Here is a 23,354-nt window from a genome sequence, read left to right as displayed (position 1 = left end):
GCGCCATAGACACTGTACATGTTTTTAATATGGTGAGCACCCTAGCGCATAACATCCCTTTGATACGCAACCATAGTGCCACGGCCATGCAAGAATGCCTACCCCACAATAGCCAATGGCGGATAGTTATCGTCAGGCATTTCATAAAACCTGAAGTCTCAAACTCGAGTAAGTCCAACTATATAGTTGATAACTATGATATTTATCTTTTTAAACACTTAATGAATAAGGAGCTCCCTTAATCACAGCCAATTTCTTGACCTTCCTGCGTGATGATGCATTCGTTCCCTTCACTATCTCGAGTGTGCGCATCACCATTACTGTCAATCCAAGTGCGAATGGAGTAGCTGTTTCCATCACTATCGCTAGACGTTGTCTCAGTGCCATTTCCCCCAAAGGAACGACTGTTCACATCCACACGATACTCGTTGCCCTCCGCATCCCACGAACGGACATAACCATTGCCATCATCATCCATAGCACTCTCAGAGCAGACACGGTATTCGCCTTCACCAAAGCACTCGGCACACACAGCAGGTGCGTAAACAGAAGATAGAAGGCCTATTCCAAGCAGTAATAACTTCATATTTAGTCTCTCTTTCTCATAGGAAAATTATTTTAAATATCGTTTTTATTGACACAATATTTATAGAAAACATAGAGCTCCACATTTACCCATAGATGTGTTAAAAACATTATTTATAGCCATATATTATTCTGAATTTATACAGCTTATTATTTTTCACAGCGACTATATCTCTAAAAAAATCGTTCAATTTATAAAAATATTAAAAATCACAATTTAATTAAAAACTACTGAGATGATCTATAACTATAAACAAAGCGCCAACATATCGAACCCACCGTCATTAAAAACTACTAGAACAATGTCAAGTTAGCCATCTATTTATGCAGAATATGCTTTCGCTTTTATCTCAGTAATATTAATCAATACATCTTCTCAGACCCAGTTAACAGATTGACCTTGTAAACACTCACCGGGCCTTCTGGGGTCCCGAGACGCAATAGCCATGATCTGTGCAAAGGCCAAAACGACTTGCTTGCACAACTAACGACCATTTTGCTATCGCTCATGAACCATGAAAGTTAAGTAATGGATGACATGATGCATCCCACGCCTAGATAACTGCCCCACTCTGCCAAAGCTTTTTGTGACAGGACGGTTTCTACCACAATTTTGTGGTTTGAAGTTCTTTCAATAACATAGGTATTAGGGTTATGAAACACACTCTTAATATTTCTGTGCTTCTTTTCCGCCTTCATTTCACCGCAATATGCCGATAATGGGCAGTTGTTTTTTTGCCACGTCATCAACACTTAACCCATTGATATAAAAGTCTTTAAACGCATCAAAAAGCACCTGAGCGCGAGGAGGCAACCCCTGCTGCCGATACTGCTCTGCCTGTGCTTTTACCTTTTGCGTGAAGGCCTCCCGATCCACCTCAACATGGCCATCAAGGTTGTCGACACTAATAAGAAATGAAAAAAGGCAACAAGCTGCAAGCCAGACCATACGGGGCTACAGGCGAGTATGCCTATTTTTCAATTCATTAGTGTGACCAAATTGTGCTCAAGACAATACCGACACTGCCTGCATAGCACGGTGAGGCGCCAAGTGAGCATACCTTTCCGTCATCGTAACAGAAAAGTGCCCTAGCACCTCTTTGACATCAGCAAGGGGCACGCCATGGCTTACCATCCAAGAGGCACAGGTATGGCGAAGGTCGTGCACACGGAAGTCTTCTATGCCTGCTAACCTGCATGCCTTTCTAAAACTGGGATCTGGATACGCCCAACGTTCACCATCTTCTTTCGCAAAGACCCAGCGTAATTTAAGGCCATGCTCAACAGCAAACGCCCTTCTCTTCTCCAGCACCTGTATAGCAGCATCGTTGAGAGGAACAGACCGAGTACGCCCGCTCTTGTTCTCGTCAGCCAGCAAGGTCACGATGCGCTCTTCAAAGTTAATGCTTCGCCACTGGAGCTTTAGCATCTCGTTTTTCCGCATCCCGGTATTGAGCGCCAAAACGATGAAGCTGGATAACAGGTCATGGCACTTCATGCCATTGGCTACGCTGATTAGCCGATCAGCTTCCTCACGAGTAAGCCAACGTACGCGTTGCCCACGCTTAGGCAACGAGATGCCTTCAGAAGGATCACTGATATTCCAGTCCAATTCCTTGCGGCAGTACGCAATAGCCGCTTTGAAATATGACATTCGAGTACTCAGGCTTGCAGCAGTATAACCACGCTCGCGCTGCATGCGCTGTATTGCGGATCTAACATACTCCTTCTTTACCGTGTTAATGATCACCCCGCCGAAGTAGTGGCGCAGTATCTCAATAGAGGTTTGAATATTATGGAAGGACTTGCTCCCTTTCTTGGCTTTTAGGTATTCAGTCATCACCTCTTCGAACGTGTATTCAGGCGCCTTACCCCACGTTTGCTGCTGCCACAGCTCTGCCTTTAACCTCCCTTCGATCGCTTCCGCTTCTTGCTTATTGGCCGTGCCAGTAGACTGTCTAATTCTTTGGCCGTTTGGGCCTTTAAGATTGACCCACCAATACGGGCTGCCTTTCCGTTTATAAGGCATGCCTGCTCTCCCTGTAATGCGCACTTGCGTGCTTCTTCATCGATGCGACGCTTTAGCTCGCGCCAGTGCACGAGTATACGCCCCCCAATAGTGACAGCCGGAATCTCTCCAGCCTTGGCCCAACGCTCAACTGTGGAGCGGCTTACCCCCATCCTTTCCGCTACCCACCCGGGTGGCGATGTATATCGTTCCTCTTGCACAACCTCCTCCTGATACGACAAAGCCCGCGCAGGGCGGGCCGTAGGCATAAAAAAAGACGCTCAAGGCGTCTATATTGGGTATGCCCGCCCATGGGTGATCTATGGGCGAGCGTTTCTATTTTCAGTAACTAACGAACTAGGCCTGCTCTAAGGCCGTTTTCGTTTTCCCCATCCATCTTTGCAGAGAACCAGACGCGGCTTTGATAGCCACTAAGCGCTCTCTGAATTCATGGGCAACGATGCCATCAAGCATGTCGATGCATGGGTGGAAAATGGTCATCCAGCGCTCAAGAAGCTCAGCAGAGCTATTCTGAATGCAGTTTAGGTTGGTCTGGAAAGACTCCGCTAATCTCACCAACTCCTCTACCCAGTGGCGTAGTGCTTCAACCTCTATACCTGCGGCACTGATATCCATCACCCGTACGTACTGATCATTCTTGATAGCTTTACGCAGCAGCGCGAGCAACTCCGTCAGCTTGCTGTGGTAGATAAGGTCCATGCCGAATAGCCTTGAAGCAGGCAAATTGTCGAAACGATCGTTTGGCGCTTTGGGTAGGTTGACTGTGATGTGGTCGTCATTCATTGCAGCGGGGATGTACTCACCTTCAATAGCGTAAGCCGCCACGAAGTTACAGGCACTATCCATATCATTGGCGGGAATCAGCTCGGCACGCGGTACATTGAAGCGGGTATGGAGCATGCCCCACATACGGTGCTTGGCTTGGCGCTGAATGCCTATCGGCAAGACCTTCGCTTTTTTGGCGATCAGGTCGTGCAAGACGTTGAAACCATTGGTGCCGATCGTCTTAGCTTGAATAGTGTCGGCATCATCGGGCGCTATTTGACGTAAACGTTTTTCGCAGTCAATGAAGTAGCGGCGCGCTTGTCTCCCCTTCTCATTTCGCTCAACCATCGACAGCTCTTTCGCCATGTCGAGGGTGAGGTGGTAGGTCTTGGAGCGTCGATCGCCTCCGCGACTTTTGGCTGCTCGTTTGATTTCCCCGTTCTGGGAAACCAAAGAGTTTTCGCCATAATTGGCAAAAACGACGTAATCGGCATTCTCAATAAAGCCGTACTGATTGATCCGGTCAGTGATCCAAGTTGCAAAACGTTTTCCCACTTCAAGAAAAGCATGAAGCGCACGAGCATCGACGAGCTGAGATTGCTCATCGTGGATGGTGCCAGAGAATACGGGGATGATTGCCTGAACGGCAGATGCAGTTGCCATGGTACGACTCCTCTTAATTTCTGGGAGCCCGACACCTTTTCGGCCAAATGAGGGTGGCGAGCTGTACGCGGGTTGGCCGACCGGGGGTAAGAGGAAACCCGGCACACCCGAAGGTGTCCCACGCACAGCCCGCCATAACGCAGACACAAAAAAACGCCGTTATGGCGCTGTGCGCCTTACCTTTTCCGAGCGGCCAAGCCCGATCACCGATTTTGCGGCGACACACGAAAGGTAAAGCTAAACATTTTATGTGTCAATCTAATTTCGATGGCTATGCTTAGGTGTGTATGCGATACATCAGCCACTACTGAGTTGGAGATGAGTCATGAACGTCGAAGAGTACAAATGCTTAGTAGAAAACATCAGTAATGGGTTGCTAACGCTAAAAAGGACATAGAGGTCAATGCCAAGCCGATATCGGAGAACCTCAGAGCCACCCTTGAGCCTTTTAGTACTAAACTAAATGAGTTTTCAGCACAGATAAAAGCAACTATAAGTGACAAAAAACCAAACAATAATGACAAATAATCCAGGCTAATTAAAGAATTGCTAATTTGTTTTAAGGTGGCGAGCTGTAAGCGGGTTGGCGAACCGAGGCACAACGGAACCCAGCAGGCCCGAAGGGCTCATATATACAGCTTATCTCACCGTGACTTCTTATAACCACCTAGCTCAAGAGATTTAAAAAAATGTCTATTAAATCCACTCTTACTTCAACTATTACAGTATCTATTATAACAGCAAGTGCAACCATCGCAGCAACATACATAAATGGAAGGTTAACGTTAGATCAAAGAAGAGAAGAAATAAAACAACAAGATCATAAGACAGCCATGGAATATTATTATAATAGATGCAAGCTAATGTCGGAAGAATACTACCATCACTTAGATACATTAACAATTGCACGTTTATCTGAGTTTAGAATAGAAGATGTAGAACAAGGTAGACCTGCTTTAAGCAAGCAAGAATTTTTTGACATATCAGATACATTTTACAAACTAAAACAAAGCGAAAAAAGGCTTTCTATATATTTATCTAAAGAAGAAAATGAGGATATAGAAAAAGGAAAGGAAAAAGCAAGTGAACTAAAAGAAGAAAAGATTTTTGTAAGACAGCTTATACAATACTCATTAATAAACTCGATAATATCTGAAAAATTAAGAGAATGTAACACCCCTCTTTATGGGAAGGATTAAAATAGCCTACATTTTAATAATACCCTACCTTCAACTATATAATTCTCAAAGTAACATAAGACTCCTAATAAGCTGTTTCATAACCTGAGGCGATAACCTCAGTCTCTGTTAGAACAGGCGGGGTTTACTGCATTTTTGCAACTTAAAATCCCTCAGTAACAGAAGTATTGAGGCTTTGAAACAGTCTCTAATTAGAAGGGATCTTGCAGAGACTGAAGGCCATATTTATTTAAGAAGGCCGTCGCCAATTCTGATTACAACACCTTAGCGCGCTGATACGATAAGGTGTTGTACATACTCTATTGCGAACTTACTATGACCGAACGGTCCACGTTGCAGGTCGCCCTTGCTCAACAGATGAGTTTTCTAGCAACAGCTGCTCACGTCGACGATCCGACCCTTGCCAGCCGACTGATCGGCTGTTCAGGGCAGCGCTGCCCAGTATTCCTGCGGGTACTGAGTGCGGATGCGTACACTTATTTCGTGCTCTGCTGTTTGCTTCATTGTTGCCTTGATGTGACGAAGCCTGCTCATGACGAATTTTTTCGTGTTCGTTACGCAATTCTTTATATCCAAAAAACAAAGCTTCTTTTTCTTCTACACTAAAGAGCAGCATGACTTTTTTCGTATAACAAATTAGCATTCTTGTATCAAACACTTCAGTGGAGCATAAAATGACTTCTAGCATCCCCAAAAAAAGCATATCTTATTCAGACCAAACATTTATAAAAATATCGAATATATTTCTTGATTTTTTAAAAGAAATCACCGTATCAGCCACAATATTTTATATATTAAGAACAAATTGGCTACAACATCAAGAGAAACTTGTGGCACTATTAATATTTATAGTAGCATTAACAGTCCCTATTATTTCGTGCTTTAAACTGAGTCTCTCTTTAGTTAATCTTTCCGAGAAACACAAAGAAAACAGAACGTTTAGGATGCTTATTACTATGGCATGTCCGATTATCGTTGGAATAACCATCTCAGGACTATTAAACTACAATGTATATGAATCTCAAAAAGAAATATTTCCATGTATTCCAAAACAGCAAAAAACAGCAATTTAATTATAAATAATTATTTATATTAAGAGTGTATTTTATAGCCTCCCGTACTCATGTCATCAAGAAAGGCCTCAAGCTAAAAAATCTCGGCAAAAGCCGTCTATTTTATAAAGGATAAAAGTAATCGCTCAGATTATGAACCAGTCTTTTAATACGGTATAATTTAAAACTAATTTAGTTCTTCAGGAGCTCTACTAAGCATGATGGGACGTCAGTGGGAAAAAATTAGCATTGCAGTGATATCTGCATTATATATAACCGCATGCTCTAATGGTGATAAAGATCATATTAATATTAACAAAACCTACACAGAGAGCTCTTCGAATATAGAGGTAAAAGAACAAAAGGCTCCATCAAAGCCATGGACTCCTTATGTTTACAGTGATAGCGATGAAATTGTCTATAGGGATAAAAACAAACCTAATGAGTTTGTCACAAATCTCATAGCATCAGCTAGTAAATACATATATAAAGACACATATGAAACCACTGAAGAATATAACAAGAGGCTTGCCTTATGGGATCACTCTCCATTTTCCGAAGAAGATGTTTATTTAATAGAATATAAATATCCGATAAGCGTATCTTACGATGCAGACAAACAGCAGTACGAAACAGGTTATGGTGGCATAATCTGTTATGACGGCTGCAGTATAGGAGGATTCCAATTCAAAGAGAAATATCAGAGAGTTTATACAAATGGAGCTTATGAATATCGCCCAACTGTTATAGATGATTATACAATTAGCATTATCGCGCCAAAAGAAAATTTATCAGAAGTAGGGATTAGAGACAAAGACCATAGTGATATCTGGAGGCTTAAGGCAGAATGCCCAATGCCCATTGAGCAAGCAAGACTATACCGTAATTCAAATGTAAACATAGGGTATCTTGTAAAAATAATTAATTTTAAAATTCAAGATGACCCTTGGGGTAAAAAAGGAACAAGCTTGCAAGATTACCCAGAAAAAATAACAGAGAAAACAATTAAAATTCCTGCCCAAATATTGGGGTATGTATGCTATATGGATGATGGAAAAATATTCTACAAGAGCAATAAATTATCGAAATAAAAAAATACGAAAAATATTAAAAAATATGATAAGCAACAGTTGATATTAAGTATTACAGCCCGAGATGAGTTGGCTTCAGCAGCTACACTTTAGCTTACGCTGGAGCCACTCCCCACCCATACTGGACATGCTCACAGAAAAGTTCGTGGACAATGCCTTCGCGCTCGTCTTCAGAAAGACGGCTCCATTCATCAGGCGTGATATCCGTGTCTTCATGAAAGACGTTGTCATTGCCGATGAGCGGCAACCCATTAACGCTGAATTCAAGAATTACGGTGGCGTTGCTCATGGTCGTTCTCCTGGCAAATAAATGGGCTCATAGTCTGGTAGGTGCGGCACCAGCGGCACCTTGCTTGGATAACTGCCAACCATGATGGTCAGTGCCCTATCTTTGAAAGAACGGCGGTGGTCATGCCATCTACTCGACGATCGTATGCAGGTCGGCCCTGAGTAGCGGATAGAGCGGCCACAAACCCGCTAATTTCTCCTAGGTGAGAGCACACATCCTCAATTCGAAACAGCAGGTAATAGCCGGTCAGCGTCGTGTCGCGCGCATTTATTTCCCACAGCCGGAAGGTATTGCCGTTTCTCAATGACAAGCGAGGCCTGAACAGAACGGGCGATGACATGCCCGTCTTTTTGGCTCGGCTGAACTCTCGTTTATTGAGCACTAGGTCTGCTCGTCCTAGCCTAATCACATGATCAAGATTCATGGATTACCCCCGATAGTCTTCCAGTCACCGTCTTGTGCCTCGTGCCACGCTGTTGTAGCGCTCGTGACTCATCAGCCGCCACTTGCCTTCCTTTCTCACCAATCGGTAGCGAAAGCCAACGTTCACTACATCGCCCGCGCCAGAGGCAAGGCGTCTGGCGCGTAGATCCCCGCACTGGTATTGGTGAAGGGCCTGCTCAGCTCTACTACATATGGCTTGTGGTATGCGCCCCACGACCGCCATGGTTGAGTGCGATTGCTTCATAGCCACCTCCAAGGTATAAAAAAACCGGCCAGAGCCGGTTTAGATAACTATTTCTTTTTGAGCCGTTTGGGCGTTTGAGGTGGGTTCAGTTCTAGGTGCGTATGCGCAACATCCATTCGATTCACGCAGGGTTTAGGGGCATCATCCCAAGCGACAATAACCCACTTCTCGCCCCGTACATCTTCTTCGTAATTGATTTTATCGCCACCAGTTATCGCAACGATCACTCCCGTTCTTCGCTGATCTTCTGCTTCAGGCCAGCCTTTTTTAGTGCGAACTTGATCACCGACCAAAAATTCATGAGTCATTTTAAAAACCCCATTAATTAACAATATGATCCCGTAATTGTATCGGCCCCGTTTAATTAATATTTATAGAGCACTATGTTATCTACCGCTACCACCAGGTGATTATTGATGATCAATTGCAATCAAAATGGTATCTCGTCGTCGAAGTCATCAAACCCGCCGGGAGGTGGTGCGCCTCGCTGCTGCTGGGGCTGGCTCTGGGGTGGTGTGTAGTTGCCGTTCTGGGCTTGCTGGTAGCTGTTGTTTTGGCGTGGCCGCTGCTGATTCTGCTGCGCGGGTTGTTGCGGCTGGTAGCTGCCTTGCTGGCCCTGCTGCTGACCACTACCGCCGATCAGGTCGATTTCTGTGATGCGCATATCAAGGCTTTGTCCCGGCGTGCCGTCCTGCTTCTGAAAGCTACTCATCGACAACTCGCCGCTAACCGCGACCTGCTGACCTTTGGTCAGGTACTGCACAAGGCCGCCCTCGGCACGCTTACCGAACAGCGCTCCGCGCACCCACAGCGTCTTCTTGTTGTCGCCGTAACCAGCATCAACGGCGATAGCCAGATTAGCTACCGTCGTCCCGCTCTGAGTCACTCTAACCTCGGCATCTCGCCCGAGCCGCCCCGTTGCCGTAAATACGTTCATGCTTGCTCCTTATGCTGCGTGTTCAATGATGGCCTGCTCGCGCTGCGCCATCTCGTCATAAAAGCGATGCACGCTGTCGGCCAGCGCGTCGATAACCTTCTCATCCCGATAGACCCGCTGCACGAACAGCGGCATGCCGGGCCAATAGCCAACGAAGTCGAGCCATTCACGCTCACTGACCCATAGTCCGCCTTGAATCTGTGCCATGTGCTCTTTCGGCACCACGCCGTCATAGAGCATGGCGGCCATCTTGCCGGGCAGCTTCGTCTTGATCTCGATCAGGCCGTTATCGCCTACCAACCCATCGGGCGAGTACCCGACACCGTGGTTCAAAATGATGCCCGTCTCTTCAACGAGCAGCCCTGTCACTTCGGTGTAGAGGTCGCGGGCGATTGGCTCCAGTGCGTGGCCGCGCTCGGTGTGAACGTTGCCCGCGAAGCTGTCGCTAATCTCGCCAGTGAAGCGCTCAGCGATCAGTTGGAACATATAGGTGATGGCATCAGCGCCCAAGCCATTAGGCCCCTTTCCTTTGACCAGCAGGCACTGTGCCCGCGACATGGTAACGATGCCCAAACGGGCCTCCAGCCATTCAGGTGTGCCCTGCTCGACATCAACTATCTGCATGGTCAGCCTCCTGCACAGCCTTGTCAGCGTTGGCGTTGGCCTTTGCTTTCTCCCGTGCGGCGTTTAGGTTCGCCATCAGGCGATCAAACGCATCCTTGTAAACATTGGCCGGATCGCCCCAAGTGCTGTCGAACCATTCATTCGTGTGCTCGCTGCACTGCGCCAGTATTCGACCGATCTGGCCGGCCTGCATCGCCGTTACCGTAGGCTTACGTGCGGCTGACGCACCGTTGTCATCCTCGCCTCGGGTGGCAATGTTGAGCATGGCACACATGACATAGCGCTTACCGTAGGACACTGACGATCCAACCGCCTGCACCGCGTTCTTGCTGCCGGTCGTGTCCAGCGGCAGCATCACACTGGTTTCTTCGCGATGCCCTGCGGTATGCATCAGCACGCCCGTAATCTCGACTGCCCCTTGCAGGTTCCGAACACGAAAAGTCAGCCCGAACCCATGCTGCTTCATAATCGGCTTGACCGTATCGTTAATGTCCTCGAAAGTAGCGTACTTCATGTTGTGCCCTTGACCACGCTCTGCAATGGCGGGTATCTCGGCCTGCATCTCGGCCATCGCGCTATTGAACTGCTCCTGTGCAGCGCGGTTCATAATCCGTTCATGCATATCCAGCATGCGTTCCAGCTTGTCGATCGGAAGCTCCGGCATGCTGGCCATCTTTTCAATGATCGGCATGATCGACTGCGCTTGATTGGCAGGCATCTGCTGTATGCCCTGCTGCTCCACCTGTTGCACTTCATTCGCCATGATGTATCCTCTCTATGATTTCGTATTCCAACGCGATATCAGGCGGCTACCGCAAATAGCCGCCATCTCATTTCTGTTCTTCTTCCCCTGCTGCTTCTCGCCGCTTGCGGCGCGCCTCTTCTTCCCGCTGCCGACGCGCTCCAGCATGTGCGCCTGAATTGAACATCAGGATCGCTATCAACAGCGGTAGCCAAACAGCGATCACGATCTGCGGCCATGTCATACGTCTTCACTTCGCGCCATCGTCAACAGCTCATCAATGGCTTCTACTGAGTGGCCCAGCTGAGTCATGACGCAGGCGATGGTCTCCAACATGACGTACATGGCCGGAGCAACAGCAATCAGATAGCCATTGGCACGCTGCTCTTCGGGCACATTGGGAAGAAAGCTGTCATGCAGAGTGGCAATGACCTCGTTCTCGCTATCGGTGACCTCTCCCATCACCGCACAGTAACTCCATACCCCAGTGGTAAATCGCGCTTCACTCATCACATCCCCCTAATACAGAAAAGAACCACCAGCACGGCTATCAGCCATGCGATCCAAAACATCCAACTCACAGAATGCCCAGCTCCCGCTGTGCGTCCTCGCAGATAGCGTCATATATGTGCTGATCGAGCAGCTTTAGCACCCGTGCGCGCCGTGCCATCCCCTGCTGTGGCCGACCTACGTCGATCTCCAGCTGACTGATGCGAAGCTCCGCCAGTAGCGGGAACAGCAATGAAGGATCAGAGTTGTCATCCAGTGCGCTAGCGATACGTTTCTGGCAAGACTCCACATCACTGATCCGCTCGAAGTCAGCGATATGCTGTGTGCGGTCTATCTCGCGGTCGATTGCTTCACCCTGACGCGCTAGGGCCCGTTCGTTTAGCTCGAAGCGCCCGCGTTGTAGGTCGTGGTAGGCTTCGTATGATCGTGCGACGTTCATCTCATCTGCTCCCTATCCGAATAGCTGGCAGTGCCCATGCCTTCTCGTAGTAGCCACGCAGCTGGCAAGCTTTCCTAAAGTTGATGTCGTTGAGTGCGTTTGATGGCATGCCCGGGCGGCGCCACTTGAGCACCTTGCCGCTAGGAATAAGTGACGGTAGATCAACCACCCGCGTGTTTCTGTCTATCTCCACGGCTTCCTCCAGACATAAAAAACCGCCAGATGGCGGTGGTAGTTGCTTCGCTTGGCTCAGGCGCTCATCACGCCACATTGCACGACCAGATCAATTGGCCCCATGACAGGCCCGTCGACCTTGCAGCCCTTCCAGCGTGTTGCCAGTGCGTGAGCAACGTAGTCCAGACAAGTATCGTTATCGTCAATGCCGAAGTACTTAGCGTTTGCCGCCTTCAATACGTCGACGTCATCCGGCGCAGCGTCCACAACATACATATCAGCCGTGGCCGGTACGTCTTCCCAGAAGATCAGTGCTTTCATCTATTTCTCCAACAAAAAAGCCCTCACATGGAGGGCGCAAGCAGGGAATTAGGTGCCTCTATTCTCAGCCGAGGCAAGGCGTTGGTCCCACTATCGCAGCTGGCGCGAGCCGGACAGCCCCGGCGGCCTCACCACTACGCAGGTGACGCGCTTTTGCTAGAATGGCAGCTCCCACACCCCACCCAGCAAAAAAGGAATCGCCTTGTGAGCGATAAGAAAAAGTCGACTTCGTCTGACACTGGCACAATTCGGGTTCATGACAGCAAGCCACCTCGTGCGGTAGCTGCTAAGACACAGCCGCCACCCAAAAAGTAAGGAAAGATATGAGCCAAGAAGAACACGCGATCACCGACCTTGAGGTCGAAATCAATACGACATATTACGCGCAGGATATAGGCGAAATTCTCTGCCGAAGAATCAACACAACTCTGATATGTCTTCAGTTTTTGCTTGGCTCATCTGTGATAGCCAAAACCGAACACACTTTTCTCGTGGGCCTCTCTATTGCGGCAATCAGCGCCATTCAAGCTGCCTGCAAATTCTCAGAAAAAGCTGCTAGGCATCGAGAATGCCGTCTGATCTACTCTCGCCTTGTCAACGAGATAGGCCTTGCTGATGATCGCGCTGCTTATGATGCTGTAGAAGAAAAGCACTTTGCAGCAGAGGTCAATGAGCCTCAAGTCTCGCATCGCGCACTCGTTCTTGCTCAGCACTGCGCTCATCAAAAACTTTACGATAAGCCCCAAAAGATGAAGTTCAGCCTCTTAGAGCGCCTTACTGCTTCTTTTGCAGGCGTATCACTCAAACATCACTGACTTCCATCCATTCGCGATTGGCCCATCAGCGACACCTCTCACAGCACCCTTCAAGACCAATCCGAATGCGCCCTCATCGAAGGCGCTGCCGCTGTTACCTTCCCCACCCGCGGCTGGGGTATTCATTCACGCCAGCCCCTCACTCTCTCAAAGCCTACGGGATAACGTGGTAATCCATTTTTAAAGAGCTGCCGATGGGTGACTCCCTCAAACGGCAATATAAAATTAGCACTGCTAATCATTTTATTCAACATCCCTGCTAATATTTTTATCACAACAACTAATAAAATCGCGAACCAAGGCATGGAGCTGTAGGGGAGGCACAAAAAAGCCCAGCGCTTGGCTGGGCTTAGAGCTGATGGCTTGAGAATGCGCTTACTGGCTCGGGTCTCGTATGCGGATATCATCAAGCCACCACGAGGTTGTCCCAATCTCATTGTGCAGCTCAACGTACATTTTGTACCTGACTACAGCGCCGTATTTGTTCTGTGCGTCTACGTATGAAATTACTGCATGCTTGCACTGCCCCCTGCTACGCACCATTACGTCGCTATCGGAGTACGATGGAAACTGTGCGGTCGTTGGCGAGATCAGCTCTCTCTGTGCAAACTGGTTGGCCATACGAAACGCAGACTCTTTATCGTTGCATCTCTGCTCAGGAGTCGGCGGCGGTGCAGGCACTTTGGGATGATCGTCAAGCCAGTTAATTAACCAAACGGCCCCTACAAAAAACAGTAAGGCTTTCACTATCCATGGGGTCTTCTTTTTTGGAGCAGCTGCTATGGATTGCCGAACCCTAGGAGCCCCACAATGAGGACACGAGAATGCCTCACTACTCAGCGTTCCTTGGCATTCTCTGCATTTAATCAGGGCCAATTACATGCCTCCCATATCATAGGGAGGTACCTTGACGGTCTCAGATACCCACTTGCCATTAGGGTTCATGAAAACGATCGGTCGTGCCGCAGGGCGCAGCTTAACAACTATAGGCTTGTCGGTCTTTATCTCTTCCAGTACGCGGGATACATCGCTGTCCCCTTTATCGCTAGTAAAGTAGTTAAACTCCAGATCTTCCTCGCTGCCAGCACAAGCCTTTATCGCGCTGTATGAAGCACCGTTTAGTGAAACAACCTGTTTATCGTCTTCAATTACTCTTCCGCTATAGCAATATGGTGATGGATATCGAATGCTCACATGATATCCAGATTTTGGCCCAGTCCACATAGAGAGGCGTATAGGAAAATCAGGTGTGGAGTCATTGATATGTTCAGCTTCATCATCGCTCATGACTACCCATTGATGAGCACTAGCCCCGTCCGCCAGCGCCAGCAGCGCAGCACCTACAATCAGTCGTTTCATACTCCCTCCTTTTGATTGGGCCATTGTATCAGGAGGTAAAAGGCTTTAGTGCAGACGCAAAAAAAACCGTGCATTGACGAGGCTTATCTGTGCGATAGAATCTACGCCAGCGGCAATATATTGGGCTAGCTCAAAGAACAAACCGCTCCATGCAGAGCGATCCGCTTTCTTAATTTAGCAGCCTTTCCTAAACATTCGCACGGGTATACAGACATTTCCATTAGTGATAAAAATTAGCTGTCTAAAGGTCTTGCGCCTAAATATATAAAATGTGGCATTAAAATTTATAATCTACAAACAGATACAAAGCCCCAGACTACAGACCACACATAACTTTATTAAAAACATCTTTTATAGCATATCTATTTTGAAGGTTTGCTTATTGGAATTATTTTAGCTGTCTCGAGCTCATCTGATGTTAATTCCATTTGAGTCATTGATGGGCTTATATCTGAAAGAGATTTCACAACTATTCCAATAGTATCTGCTTTTCTAAACATTTGCTTATCATGAGTCCAAAGCTCATCTGCATTGTACGCTTTACATATAGCAATAATTTGCCTGTCGAAACTTACTTTTTTGCTTTCCTGCCCCTTCTCCATTTGCGCCAACTCTTTCGCAGATATCATTCTAGCGCATTCTATTGCACATATGGCATCAAAACTTACTATTTCAAAACAGCTAACTCCATTAATTTCATTATGATAAGCCTCATGTAGAGCAGGCTCTATATGTACCAAAGTCTCGGCGAATGATGGCGATGGTATTAAAATAGAATCTTTTCTTTTTTCAAAGAGATCTATCAGAGCTTCTGTACGCGCAACGGGGTTTTCAACTATTGATCCAGTCCGAGGGCAAAATAAATTATTCCCAGCAGTACTTGCATCAAGTACTTGTATCAATATATTAGTATCAATAACAATCTTCATTCTGTTGCCCTACCATCCAAAATTTCTTTGTGAATATTTTTACCGAGACTCTTTTTGATTCCACCTAGTTTTTTAAGCCTGTCAAGAGCCCGCTTAGGCGATACATTATCAATGACTTCATACGACTCAATCGTGAGCATCTTGAGACGCCAACCACCTTTTTTGCTCTCAATCCACTCACCCTTGCCATGAACGTGGATATAAGAGAACAAATCTTTCCCCAAATTCATTGCCAATTCTTGGGTTGCTTGGCAAAAAATTATTCCCCCTGTCGCACTTTCTAAACGCACAGGTATTGTTTCATCTTTACCACCTATTGAATAAAGTCTCCCTTTCATCGATGTCTGCATTATTTGCGTCAGTAATGAAGCTTTTGAGGCTTTAAGACGAGTAGGAAATGAAACTATTTTGCCACCTTCAGAAATAATCTCAGCATCGTAACCATCTTGATCCACTTGGTTTAATATTCTTTCATACGCTTCTTGCCGTGCTTTCGAGCCTCGACCATAATGTGCGTCCTGAATATTTCGGACAACGGAGCTATAGTCATTATCATCTACCATTATATTTACTAGCGCCGACCCCTTACCAATGGAGTCTAAGTGCATAGATTTTCCTTTCCCATAAAGAGTAGATATTTGCGATAGATACTTTGAGAGGCTATCAAGCGGCAAAGTCTCAGGAGACGCACCTTGAAGTCTTAGTGTCAGTGTTTTCATAGCTTGAAGGCCGCTATATTTCCGGCTTTTCCTCTAAATTGTGTCGCATTGTAAACATAGCATGTTGTTAGGACATTTCTACCTGTACAAAAGGGATGGCGCAACTATGAATACAGGATATCTCAGCATGCAGAGAAGTCTTGTGCTGTTGCTAACTTAATGCTTTACGTCTGAGGATCGGCCCGCAGACCCCTTCGCTCAAAGACAAGAGTCATCTAGAAAGTTTGTACAGCTTGCTTTACTACCCCTACCAAGCGGCAATTGCCGTTAATTTTGATAAGCGGATAGGAAGGATTAAGCGGCTTGAGATAACGCTGTCCTCCATCTTCTACCAGCTTTTTGAACGTAGCCTCTTGGCTATCCTCAAGCTTCGCCACCACCAAGTCTCCCGGCTGTGCATCAATCTGCGTGACGACTAAGATCATTGCTCCTTCTGGAATACTCGGCCCGGCAGGGCTCGTCATGGAGTCACCACGAACCTCTAACCAGAAAGCCTCACCGCCAGGAACACGATAGGTAGTCTCCATGTATTCGCTAGCGCCCCCTGGCTCGTAAGGCTCAACTGCTTCAGCCCAACTGCCTGCGGCAACCCAATTGACTACTGGATACCTGTATGTGTTCGAAGGCTGGCCTGCAATTTCTACATTGCGCTGATTTGGCTGTGGAATGTGCCGCGCCAGTCTTTTACTTACGTCTATAGGGTCGAAGCTCAACGCCCGTGACAGCTTCACCAAAGCATCCAAATTCAAAGCAATGCGCCCATTCATGTACTGGCTCACTGCGCTCTGCCCTGTCCACCCGCAAGCCTCTGCAATGTCCTCTTGAGTCAAGCGGTCCCCGCGCGCTTTGGCCTCTGCCTTGCGCTGGGAATATATCTCTTTAAGCCTTTTGGCTTCGGTAAGCTGCTCGGGAGTCAATTCTGTTCGCTTAAACTTTTTCATGGGTGCTCATTACTATAGGACGGGATCGTAGGGGCTACGACCGTTACTTTAGAAGCACCACTAATACACAACAAACACTACAGGTGTTTTTGTATTGTTTTAAAAAATGAGTACTGCTACTATAATTAGCAATACATTCGCGCTAGGCGGCTAGATATGAATGAGATTCCACTTACCACCTTCTTAAAGGCGCACACGCAAACAGAGACGGCTCGGCAAATAGGCATCACCCAAAGCCGTGTCTCTCAACTGGTTCGCGCTAAATGCGATGTTTACGTCGTTGTTACAGAAGAAGGCTCCGTTAGCTCTGCATATGAGAAACGGAAAATCGGGAAGCAGGCACGTCCACCTGTTTAACAAAGAGAAATATCGGCAAGAACCTATTGATCTTTAGGTTGTTGCCAAAAATTAAACGCTGAGTACAGATGCAAAAACGCCCGGCAGTCGTGGCATAGGAGGAAGAGATGAATCACGGCGAAGTCAATGAAATCGCCAAGAAGCTCCTATCAGACCCGCAGCTATATGCGGTCTTCAAGGAGCAAATCATGGCTGACCCAAAGAACATGGAAAAGGTTGTCAGCAATGCATATTTGGCTATCCAAAAAGGCTTAGAGCCCCATATCACCAGCCCTGATAGTCAGCCCTGCTGCTGTCGCTCTCCAGTATCTGGGAAACCGTATCGCGATAAAAACGGTTGCCTACGTCATGAATAAGAAGTTCTGAACTGGCTTTGAGGATTTTTATCGCCTCTACAAGAAGCTCATCTTTCAGCAAAAGATGCCTGCTTCTTTCTGAAGATTCGGAAACGTCTTTCAGCGTAAAGCCTGTTTTTTCAGACAGATAGTAGACAACAGCCTCTTCAGGGGAGAAGACCGTAAGAGCGTTGGAGAAGGTATTTGAGAGGTGGATGCTAAACGATCGGTACGCGATCGCGGTGATAGCGTCTTGAGTCGCTACAACACACGCTTCTCTCACCTCTTCATCTGGAAGATTTATCGCCTGCTCAAACTGACTTTTCAAGCGAGCGGAAATCGGTCTCCACTCCTGAAAGATATTGAACTCAATCACTTGGTATCTCCGTTTAGGTTTATTGGGCGCTGCAACGCCCCGCCAAACAGAATACCAAATCGTAAACGCAAAAACGCCCGGCAGGTCTGGGGAGACTAGGGCCGGGCGCTTTCACTCAATGAGGTAATGATGAATCACATGAGCGGTTTTGTCCAGCGGGGTGCGGCGTGAGCATTGAAGCGATGAACTGGGCGCTGAAACAGCAGCTCGTGAAAGACTCTGGCGCGTGCTGGGTGCTGATGGGATTAGCTAACCATGCCCGTGAAGATGGCACGGCGGCATTCCCGTCTATCGCCACGCTGATGGAGTACACCAAGCTTTCCGATCGCACCATCCAGCAGAAGCTCAAAAAGCTGCTGGAGATGGGCATCATCAAGCTGGGCAACCAGAAGGTGGCACAGGCATTGGGCTTCCGTGCCGATCGCTGCCCTACCGTCTATGACCTGTGCCTTGAGCTGGGCTTTGGGGACATAAAACCACGGGGCGAGAAATCTTCGGGTCGTAGATCACGGGGTGAAATTCACGACACCACGGGGCGAAATCTACAGCAGAACGGGGTGAAATCTACGACATCACGGGGCGAAGAATCTTCGGGGGAAACGTACTTAGAACCATCCATTAAACCGTCCATAGAACCACCCCGTGTTGCACCGGGGGCTGACGCCTCCGCTGCGGGGCCGGTTTTCGGTGAGGTCATCCCTGCCGAACAGATCGAACCGAAACGCCCTCGGGTCGACATCCCTGCTGACATGCCGGGACCGAAGGATCACAGCGCGAAAACGTTTCGTGCTTGGGCCAACTACGCCATGGCCTACCGCCACCGTTACGACGCTTGGCCGATCTGGAACGCACGTACTGCCGGACAGCTCAGCCAACTGGTCGACCGTGTAGGTCATGACCTCGCTCCTGCCGTAGCAGCGTGGTACCTGCGAACGAACAACCAGTTTTACGTCACCAAGGGCCACCCCGTCAGCCTGATGCTCACGGACTGCGAAACCCTCGCAGTGCAGTGCCAGACAGGCCGTCAGGTCACCGCGACCAAGGCACGCCAAACTGATCGTACTCAGTCCAACCTGAGCGCCGTCGAGGAAGCCAAGGCGATGATGCGTGCACGCCGTGAGCAAGCAGGAGGTGCCGCATGCTGACCGCTGACGAACAAGACCGCCTGTTCGAAGTGCTAGGTGCCACGATGGAAGTCATGGGGCAGGAATACACGCCAGCAGCCTTGATGCTTATGGTCAGTGACCTATCGGCCTACCCGCTGAACGAAACACAGCATGCGCTGGCACGCTGCCGATCGGAGGTCAAAGGGCGTCTGACGCTGGCCAGCATCGTCGAACGCATCCCGTCAGACAATGCGCACCTTCCGGCAGCCGAAGCATGGGCACTGGCGCTGTCAGGGCAGGATGAGTCAGAAACGATCATCTGGAATGGAGAGGTTGCAGGAGCTATGGCCGATGCCCGCCCGATTCTCGCTCTCGGTGACAAGGTCGGTGCCCGCATGGCGTTCATATCGTCCTACGAGCGTCGCGTTGAGCAGGCCAAGGCCGAAAGTCGCCAGCCCCAGTGGACCGCGTCGCTTGGCTCTGATCCCGCACGCCGTCAAGACGTCATCGAGCAAGCCGTTGAGCAAGGCAGGATCGCGCCAGAGCAAGCCAAAGAGCTACTGCCCTCGCCTGATCGCCTTGAGGCCAAGCTGCCGCTGCCGCCGTCACCCGAAGAACAGGAACGTCGCCGCCGCAACGCCAACCGAATGATTCAGGAAATCCGGCACGCCCTGTCGAGCGAGTCGAGAAACGATCGGATGGCACAGAAACGTCAACGTGAACGAGAGCAGCAAGAACAACGCCGCCAGCAGCTACTGGCGCAGGCAGAACAGATGGCCGAGGGCACGTCATGAGCAAACAGCAACCCGTCTACATGCGTGCAGTGCGATTAGTCGACCCAACCACAGGAGCTGAGGTATCGGCGTTCATCCCTGCCAGCGCCACAGATGCCAACATCGTGCGTGAGCGTGGCGTGAAGATCGGCACCACCCTGCGTTGCGATATGAAGCAGCCGCGCAACCTGCAGTTTCATCGACTGGCGCATGCACTTGGCCAACTGGTGGCGCAGAACATCGACGACTTCAACGGCAAGAACGCGCATGACGCGCTCAAGAAACTGCAGACCGACTCCGGCGTTGAGTGCGATATAACCCACACCGACGTGCCCGGCTTCGGGGTGCTGGTCAGTAAGCAGCCCCGCTCCATTGCCTTTGACCGGATGGACCAAGGGCGCTTCTTCCAGCTGATGAGCGAGCTGTGCACCTACATCGCCAAGACCTATTGGCCACAGTGCACGGCAGAACAGATCGAAGAGATGGCGCTGGCCATGGTGCAGGAGCGAGCAGCATGAGGATTACATCGAAAGCGATGCGTGCATCGGCTCGTGATGAGCGCTGCACGCTAGGCATCCTTGGGGTTTGCAATGAGCGTACGGATACCACCGTACTGTGCCACCTACCCAATGAGTCACACGGGCTGGCGCGTAAGAGTGATGACCTGTCGGCCTGCTATGGCTGTGCGGCATGTCATGACGTGATTGATGGACGCGTACCGTGGCCGAGCGAAGAGAAAGCGCACGCCGAGTGGTATATGCGCCGCGCACAAATCCGCACGCTGGTGCGCATGGTGGAAAAAGGCATCATCACCATCAAAGGAGTGGCGGCGTGATTCAGGTCTTCGTGCCCTATCTCGGCCCGTCACTCAACAGCATCTACGCGGGCGTCCACTGGGCGACCCGTAAGAAGCACGCCGATGCCGCCCATAGAGCGACACAGATCGCCGTCCGCGGCATGGCACCGCTTACCCACCCGGTACGCCTGACATTGCAGCCCGTGCTGGGCAAGGGGAAGCGTCGCCTCGACTGCTCTAACTATGGCTACACCCTCAAGCTAATTGAGGATGGCCTAGTGCGGTCGGGGCTACTCAAAGACGACACGCCTGATTATGTAGTCAGCGTGCAGACATTGGCACCGATCCGTGACCCTAAACGCGGCTCCGGTGTGTGGGTAATGATTCAAGAAGTAGCCGAGGGGGCTGCATGAGCAATTGGGAAGAGCTATACGCACAGTGCTATAAACGCGCTATTGAGCCGCGCACGCGCTTCCTAACCACTGATCCGCGCACAGCCGTGGCGCTGGCCTATGAAGACGGCATGCGTACGCAGTCGATGGTCGATCTGTATGAGGCTGGCAAGGAAGGCAAGAAGTCACGCTCAGTGCGGGCGATTGAGAGCCGCGAGAAGCGTGCAGGCACTGGCGCAGATATCCATGCTGAGTACCACAAGATACGCCGTTACGTTGACGGTCTGCTCGATACCGACCCGCTTCGGTACGCCGTCATCATGACGCTGGCACCAGTGAAAGAGTCTATTCGCCAAGCGTGCAAGGGTGAGGTCTACGATATGCTGCATACCCGCGTACGCATGGAGCTAGCCGAACGTGGAGAGCGAGTGCTGAAGAAGCGAGCAGAGCGCTTGGTTGCCCTATCACAAGCTATGGTTGAGCAGTCGATGCGTAGTGCCGATTGGCCGCCGAAACATGTTGCAGCGTGGTGTGAGAGCTGGTGTGGGGTGCATATTGAAATGTCTCAATGGTCGCGCAATTGCAGCAGTGATTGGTGCCTACTGGATGATTTGATGCGAGATATGGAAAAAGGCACTTTTGCTGCTATCAAAAGCATGACAAGAAAAATAAATCACCATCTGGCCTACTGCGACAATTTTGCCGCCTAATACCTGACCCAAAAGACAGGGTGCAAAAAGTGACATCTCCTTGATTTTTATAGACAATGGCCGAGCTTTGTTATCTATAAATAGAGGGAAAGATGTCTAGATTAGTTTTCGACGGGATGCAACACACTATTACTCTTTATAAGTCTGACTTTGAAATTGTGGGCAGCTGGACTGCTTATAATAGGATTGATAATGCTATAAAAATAAAAGGTAAATTTACCCACATACCAGATGGCACATATATAATACAAGATCAAATCAGACCTCACAGGCATCCAAACACAGGACAAGATACAATAGACGGAATGTACGGCTCCTATGGAATTGTGAGAATTTATATGATTGGGCATCAGGGTGTGGGCATCCATTCAGGACGACTTTATCATCAACCTGCAGGCCCAAAATACGTAACACACGGATGCATTAGAACAACTGAAGAAGCGATGAAAGCCATAAAAGACTTAATGCATAAAGAGTCCCTTGAAACATTGACTGTTTTTAACAATTCAGCTCAAGCAAACTTATTAGGATAGAGCAATGAAAAAAGTAATTTGCTTTTTGCTAGCCACATCATGGTCTCTTTTTGTGTGTCCTCTAGCGGCAGCAGAGGATGAATGCTCTTCATATAAAAAGGCAGATATGGTTCTAGACAACATATATAGCAGTTGGAACAACATTTTTTATTACTATAAAAATTATGGCGGATGTTTAGACGGCTACTATGGCGAAGGAACTACGGAAGCTGTAGCTCAAAGACTTGCTAATCACTGGGAAGAGACTAGCAGTATAGCGCCTCTGATTAATAACACAGAAGGATTTGAGTCCTTCATACTTTACAACATAAATAGCTCAGCGGATGACAAAGAGTTGCTAAAAATAAACGAATTATCGAAAGAGGCTTGCCCAGAAGGCATGACTGATTTTTGTAGAAAACTAGAAAAAACTTCCGCAGATGCTTATAACGACTTAAATTCATAGTCTCGCACTGCGATCTTCGGGCGACTTGTGTGTGTGAAGGGTTGCAGTTTTGTCGAGCAAAATGTACGATATTTGTACAGTGCCGCAGTTGCAACTAAAGGCACGACAGATAACCGAAAGCCTCGCCCTAACCGGCGGGGCTTTTTTCGTATCTGGCTCATACCGCAACCTCTGAGCCGCCTTCTCGACTTCCCCTCCGCTCAGTAGATCCAGCATCCGTGCCCCGCGTTGGGTGAAGACCACTTACAACCCAAACCAGAGTAAACGTCATGCCTCAAAATGACCCCGGTCTCTGGCGCATGATCGTCGATGCGCTGGAGCATATTCGTATATCACTGTGGCAGGAAAACATCCGGCCACACGTTATGGCTACCGCACTGTCGTTTGTCATTGCCCTACTTCGAGCTCTCGTTGGCGGCGGCAAATTCCGCCGCTCTCTTCTGGAGGCTAGTCTATGCGGTACGCTAACGCTAGCCGTATTCCCGCTGCTCGATTACTTCGGCTTGAACATCTATCTAGCTGTGTCGATTGGGGCCGCTATCTCCTTCCTTGGCGTCGATTGGTTGCGCGGCATCCTCTCTGGCGCCCTGACCCGTGTCGTCGAGCGTTGGTCAGATAAGTAACACCCACCTCCCCTAACTCGCGGCATTAGGCCGCCTG

34 protein-coding genes and 1 pseudogene are annotated in these 23,354 nt (G+C 48.8%); 14 read left to right on the top strand and 21 right to left on the bottom strand.

The annotated features are described in order from the left end of the window. Positions 1–238: 238 nt before the first annotated feature. The 5 genes and pseudogenes from ZBT109_RS06015 to ZBT109_RS05995 all read right to left on the bottom strand — a co-directional run bounded on the left by ZBT109_RS06015 (position 239) and on the right by ZBT109_RS05995 (position 4,042). Positions 239–586: a hypothetical protein gene (locus tag ZBT109_RS06015; protein ID WP_145984493.1), complete on the bottom strand. Its 348-nt coding sequence runs from the start codon at positions 584–586 to the stop codon at positions 239–241. Between the two features lie 699 nt (positions 587–1,285). Next, positions 1,286–1,534 carry an elongation factor P hydroxylase gene (locus tag ZBT109_RS06010; RefSeq protein ID WP_027704772.1) on the bottom strand — a complete coding sequence of 83 codons (249 nt, stop codon included), beginning with the start codon at positions 1,532–1,534 and terminating at the stop codon, positions 1,286–1,288. Between the two features lie 57 nt (positions 1,535–1,591). After that, positions 1,592–2,614, bottom strand: a complete 1,023-nt coding sequence (locus tag ZBT109_RS06005; protein WP_051523713.1) for a tyrosine-type recombinase/integrase — start codon at positions 2,612–2,614, stop codon at positions 1,592–1,594. Positions 2,615–2,664: 50 nt separating this feature from the next. Further along, positions 2,665–2,766 (bottom strand): annotated as a pseudogene (locus ZBT109_RS14205) (helix-turn-helix domain-containing protein); the annotation flags it as partial. 184 nt (positions 2,767–2,950) lie between these two features. Next, positions 2,951–4,042 (bottom strand): antA/AntB antirepressor family protein, encoded by a 1,092-nt coding sequence (locus ZBT109_RS05995; RefSeq protein WP_051523714.1) that lies wholly within the window; start codon positions 4,040–4,042, stop codon positions 2,951–2,953. Between the two features lie 689 nt (positions 4,043–4,731). On the opposite strand from ZBT109_RS05995, the gene ZBT109_RS05990 reads away from it, so the two are divergent. The 3 genes from ZBT109_RS05990 to ZBT109_RS05985 all read left to right on the top strand — a co-directional run bounded on the left by ZBT109_RS05990 (position 4,732) and on the right by ZBT109_RS05985 (position 7,384). Beyond that, the gene (locus ZBT109_RS05990; RefSeq protein ID WP_120185341.1) at positions 4,732–5,241 is read left to right on the top strand and encodes a hypothetical protein; all 510 of its coding nucleotides are present in this window, start codon (positions 4,732–4,734) and stop codon (positions 5,239–5,241) included. A 674-nt stretch (positions 5,242–5,915) separates the two neighbouring features. Beyond that, positions 5,916–6,314 (top strand): hypothetical protein, encoded by a 399-nt coding sequence (locus tag ZBT109_RS13580; RefSeq protein WP_145984492.1) that lies wholly within the window; start codon positions 5,916–5,918, stop codon positions 6,312–6,314. A gap of 197 nt (positions 6,315–6,511) precedes the next feature. Then, on the top strand, positions 6,512–7,384 hold the full coding sequence (locus tag ZBT109_RS05985; protein WP_027704774.1) for a hypothetical protein: 873 nt from the start codon (positions 6,512–6,514) through the stop codon (positions 7,382–7,384). A gap of 94 nt (positions 7,385–7,478) precedes the next feature. Here ZBT109_RS05985 and ZBT109_RS05980 read toward each other — a convergent pair whose 3' ends face one another. The 11 genes from ZBT109_RS05980 to ZBT109_RS05945 all read right to left on the bottom strand — a co-directional run bounded on the left by ZBT109_RS05980 (position 7,479) and on the right by ZBT109_RS05945 (position 12,108). Beyond that, positions 7,479–7,673, bottom strand: coding sequence for a DUF7167 family protein (locus ZBT109_RS05980; RefSeq protein ID WP_027704775.1), 195 nt, complete (start codon positions 7,671–7,673; stop codon positions 7,479–7,481). Between the two features lie 88 nt (positions 7,674–7,761). After that, the gene (locus ZBT109_RS13575; protein ID WP_145984491.1) at positions 7,762–8,097 is read right to left on the bottom strand and encodes a hypothetical protein; all 336 of its coding nucleotides are present in this window, start codon (positions 8,095–8,097) and stop codon (positions 7,762–7,764) included. Between the two features lie 24 nt (positions 8,098–8,121). Then, positions 8,122–8,340, bottom strand: coding sequence for a ParE family toxin-like protein (locus tag ZBT109_RS14265; RefSeq protein ID WP_456300743.1), 219 nt, complete (start codon positions 8,338–8,340; stop codon positions 8,122–8,124). A 68-nt stretch (positions 8,341–8,408) separates the two neighbouring features. After that, positions 8,409–8,669 (bottom strand): hypothetical protein, encoded by a 261-nt coding sequence (locus tag ZBT109_RS05975; RefSeq protein ID WP_027704776.1) that lies wholly within the window; start codon positions 8,667–8,669, stop codon positions 8,409–8,411. Between the two features lie 122 nt (positions 8,670–8,791). After that, the gene (locus ZBT109_RS05970; protein ID WP_027704777.1) at positions 8,792–9,298 is read right to left on the bottom strand and encodes a single-stranded DNA-binding protein; all 507 of its coding nucleotides are present in this window, start codon (positions 9,296–9,298) and stop codon (positions 8,792–8,794) included. A gap of 9 nt (positions 9,299–9,307) precedes the next feature. Beyond that, positions 9,308–9,922, bottom strand: a complete 615-nt coding sequence (locus tag ZBT109_RS05965; protein WP_027704778.1) for a lambda exonuclease family protein — start codon at positions 9,920–9,922, stop codon at positions 9,308–9,310. Continuing rightward, positions 9,909–10,685, bottom strand: a complete 777-nt coding sequence (locus tag ZBT109_RS05960; protein WP_027704779.1) for an ERF family protein — start codon at positions 10,683–10,685, stop codon at positions 9,909–9,911. Before ZBT109_RS05960 ends, ZBT109_RS05965 begins: the two co-directional genes overlap by 14 nt. Before the next feature lie 67 nt (positions 10,686–10,752). Further along, the gene (locus ZBT109_RS13790) at positions 10,753–10,908 is read right to left on the bottom strand and encodes a hypothetical protein (protein WP_156934029.1); all 156 of its coding nucleotides are present in this window, start codon (positions 10,906–10,908) and stop codon (positions 10,753–10,755) included. Further along, the gene (locus ZBT109_RS05955) at positions 10,905–11,174 is read right to left on the bottom strand and encodes a hypothetical protein (protein ID WP_145984490.1); all 270 of its coding nucleotides are present in this window, start codon (positions 11,172–11,174) and stop codon (positions 10,905–10,907) included. Before ZBT109_RS05955 ends, ZBT109_RS13790 begins: the two co-directional genes overlap by 4 nt. Positions 11,175–11,241: 67 nt before the next feature. Next, a complete protein-coding gene (locus tag ZBT109_RS05950) occupies positions 11,242–11,613 on the bottom strand; it encodes a hypothetical protein (RefSeq protein WP_027704781.1) in 372 nt (123 codons plus the stop codon). Positions 11,614–11,862: 249 nt separating this feature from the next. Continuing rightward, the gene (locus ZBT109_RS05945; RefSeq protein WP_038277829.1) at positions 11,863–12,108 is read right to left on the bottom strand and encodes a hypothetical protein; all 246 of its coding nucleotides are present in this window, start codon (positions 12,106–12,108) and stop codon (positions 11,863–11,865) included. 323 nt (positions 12,109–12,431) lie between these two features. Here ZBT109_RS05945 and ZBT109_RS05940 point away from each other — a divergent pair, with 323 nt between their 5' ends. Further along, on the top strand, positions 12,432–12,923 hold the full coding sequence (locus tag ZBT109_RS05940; protein ID WP_027704782.1) for a hypothetical protein: 492 nt from the start codon (positions 12,432–12,434) through the stop codon (positions 12,921–12,923). 876 nt (positions 12,924–13,799) lie between these two features. Here ZBT109_RS05940 and ZBT109_RS05930 read toward each other — a convergent pair. The 4 genes from ZBT109_RS05930 to ZBT109_RS05915 form a co-directional block, all read right to left on the bottom strand. Beyond that, on the bottom strand, positions 13,800–14,282 hold the full coding sequence (locus ZBT109_RS05930) for a hypothetical protein (RefSeq protein ID WP_027704784.1): 483 nt from the start codon (positions 14,280–14,282) through the stop codon (positions 13,800–13,802). A gap of 362 nt (positions 14,283–14,644) precedes the next feature. Beyond that, complete coding sequence (locus ZBT109_RS05925) at positions 14,645–15,211, bottom strand: type II toxin-antitoxin system VapC family toxin (protein ID WP_084261753.1); 567 nt, start codon at positions 15,209–15,211, stop codon at positions 14,645–14,647. Then, positions 15,208–15,930 carry a hypothetical protein gene (locus ZBT109_RS05920; RefSeq protein ID WP_145984489.1) on the bottom strand — a complete coding sequence of 241 codons (723 nt, stop codon included), beginning with the start codon at positions 15,928–15,930 and terminating at the stop codon, positions 15,208–15,210. Before ZBT109_RS05920 ends, ZBT109_RS05925 begins: the two co-directional genes overlap by 4 nt. A 215-nt stretch (positions 15,931–16,145) precedes the next feature. Continuing rightward, complete coding sequence (locus ZBT109_RS05915; protein WP_038277831.1) at positions 16,146–16,871, bottom strand: LexA family protein; 726 nt, start codon at positions 16,869–16,871, stop codon at positions 16,146–16,148. A 156-nt stretch (positions 16,872–17,027) separates the two neighbouring features. Between ZBT109_RS05915 and ZBT109_RS14200 the strand changes: the two genes are divergently transcribed. Further along, positions 17,028–17,228, top strand: coding sequence for a Cro/CI family transcriptional regulator (locus ZBT109_RS14200; protein ID WP_120185340.1), 201 nt, complete (start codon positions 17,028–17,030; stop codon positions 17,226–17,228). A 264-nt stretch (positions 17,229–17,492) separates the two neighbouring features. Here the strand turns inward: ZBT109_RS14200 and ZBT109_RS05905 are convergent, their stop codons facing one another. Further along, positions 17,493–17,939, bottom strand: coding sequence for a hypothetical protein (locus tag ZBT109_RS05905; protein WP_027704786.1), 447 nt, complete (start codon positions 17,937–17,939; stop codon positions 17,493–17,495). Positions 17,940–18,106: 167 nt separating this feature from the next. Here ZBT109_RS05905 and ZBT109_RS05900 point away from each other — a divergent pair, with 167 nt between their 5' ends. The 9 genes from ZBT109_RS05900 to ZBT109_RS05860 all read left to right on the top strand — a co-directional run bounded on the left by ZBT109_RS05900 (position 18,107) and on the right by ZBT109_RS05860 (position 23,317). Continuing rightward, positions 18,107–19,084 carry a helix-turn-helix domain-containing protein gene (locus ZBT109_RS05900; RefSeq protein ID WP_051523717.1) on the top strand — a complete coding sequence of 326 codons (978 nt, stop codon included), beginning with the start codon at positions 18,107–18,109 and terminating at the stop codon, positions 19,082–19,084. After that, the gene (locus ZBT109_RS05895) at positions 19,078–19,839 is read left to right on the top strand and encodes a hypothetical protein (RefSeq protein WP_051523718.1); all 762 of its coding nucleotides are present in this window, start codon (positions 19,078–19,080) and stop codon (positions 19,837–19,839) included. Before ZBT109_RS05900 ends, ZBT109_RS05895 begins: the two co-directional genes overlap by 7 nt. After that, complete coding sequence (locus tag ZBT109_RS05890) at positions 19,836–20,336, top strand: hypothetical protein (RefSeq protein WP_027704787.1); 501 nt, start codon at positions 19,836–19,838, stop codon at positions 20,334–20,336. The genes ZBT109_RS05895 and ZBT109_RS05890 overlap by 4 nt, the downstream gene beginning before the upstream one ends. After that, on the top strand, positions 20,333–20,653 hold the full coding sequence (locus ZBT109_RS05885) for a nuclease domain-containing protein (protein WP_027704788.1): 321 nt from the start codon (positions 20,333–20,335) through the stop codon (positions 20,651–20,653). The genes ZBT109_RS05890 and ZBT109_RS05885 overlap by 4 nt, the downstream gene beginning before the upstream one ends. Further along, positions 20,650–21,027, top strand: a complete 378-nt coding sequence (locus ZBT109_RS05880) for a RusA family crossover junction endodeoxyribonuclease (protein ID WP_051523719.1) — start codon at positions 20,650–20,652, stop codon at positions 21,025–21,027. The genes ZBT109_RS05885 and ZBT109_RS05880 overlap by 4 nt, the downstream gene beginning before the upstream one ends. Continuing rightward, complete coding sequence (locus ZBT109_RS05875) at positions 21,024–21,716, top strand: hypothetical protein (protein WP_027704789.1); 693 nt, start codon at positions 21,024–21,026, stop codon at positions 21,714–21,716. Before ZBT109_RS05880 ends, ZBT109_RS05875 begins: the two co-directional genes overlap by 4 nt. 92 nt (positions 21,717–21,808) lie before the next feature. Continuing rightward, positions 21,809–22,249: a L,D-transpeptidase gene (locus ZBT109_RS05870; RefSeq protein WP_084261754.1), complete on the top strand. Its 441-nt coding sequence runs from the start codon at positions 21,809–21,811 to the stop codon at positions 22,247–22,249. A 4-nt stretch (positions 22,250–22,253) separates the two neighbouring features. Further along, complete coding sequence (locus tag ZBT109_RS05865) at positions 22,254–22,694, top strand: hypothetical protein (protein WP_051523720.1); 441 nt, start codon at positions 22,254–22,256, stop codon at positions 22,692–22,694. A 269-nt stretch (positions 22,695–22,963) separates the two neighbouring features. Next, entirely contained in the window at positions 22,964–23,317 is a 354-nt protein-coding gene (locus ZBT109_RS05860; RefSeq protein ID WP_051523721.1) for a phage holin, lambda family, read from the top strand. Positions 23,318–23,354 lie beyond the last annotated feature (37 nt).

Origin of the sequence: Zymobacter palmae (assembly GCF_003610015.1) — a bacterium.
In the GTDB taxonomy this organism is placed as follows: Bacteria; Pseudomonadota; Gammaproteobacteria; order Pseudomonadales; family Halomonadaceae; genus Zymobacter; species Zymobacter palmae.
This window is presented reverse-complemented; position numbering and strand designations above follow the sequence as displayed.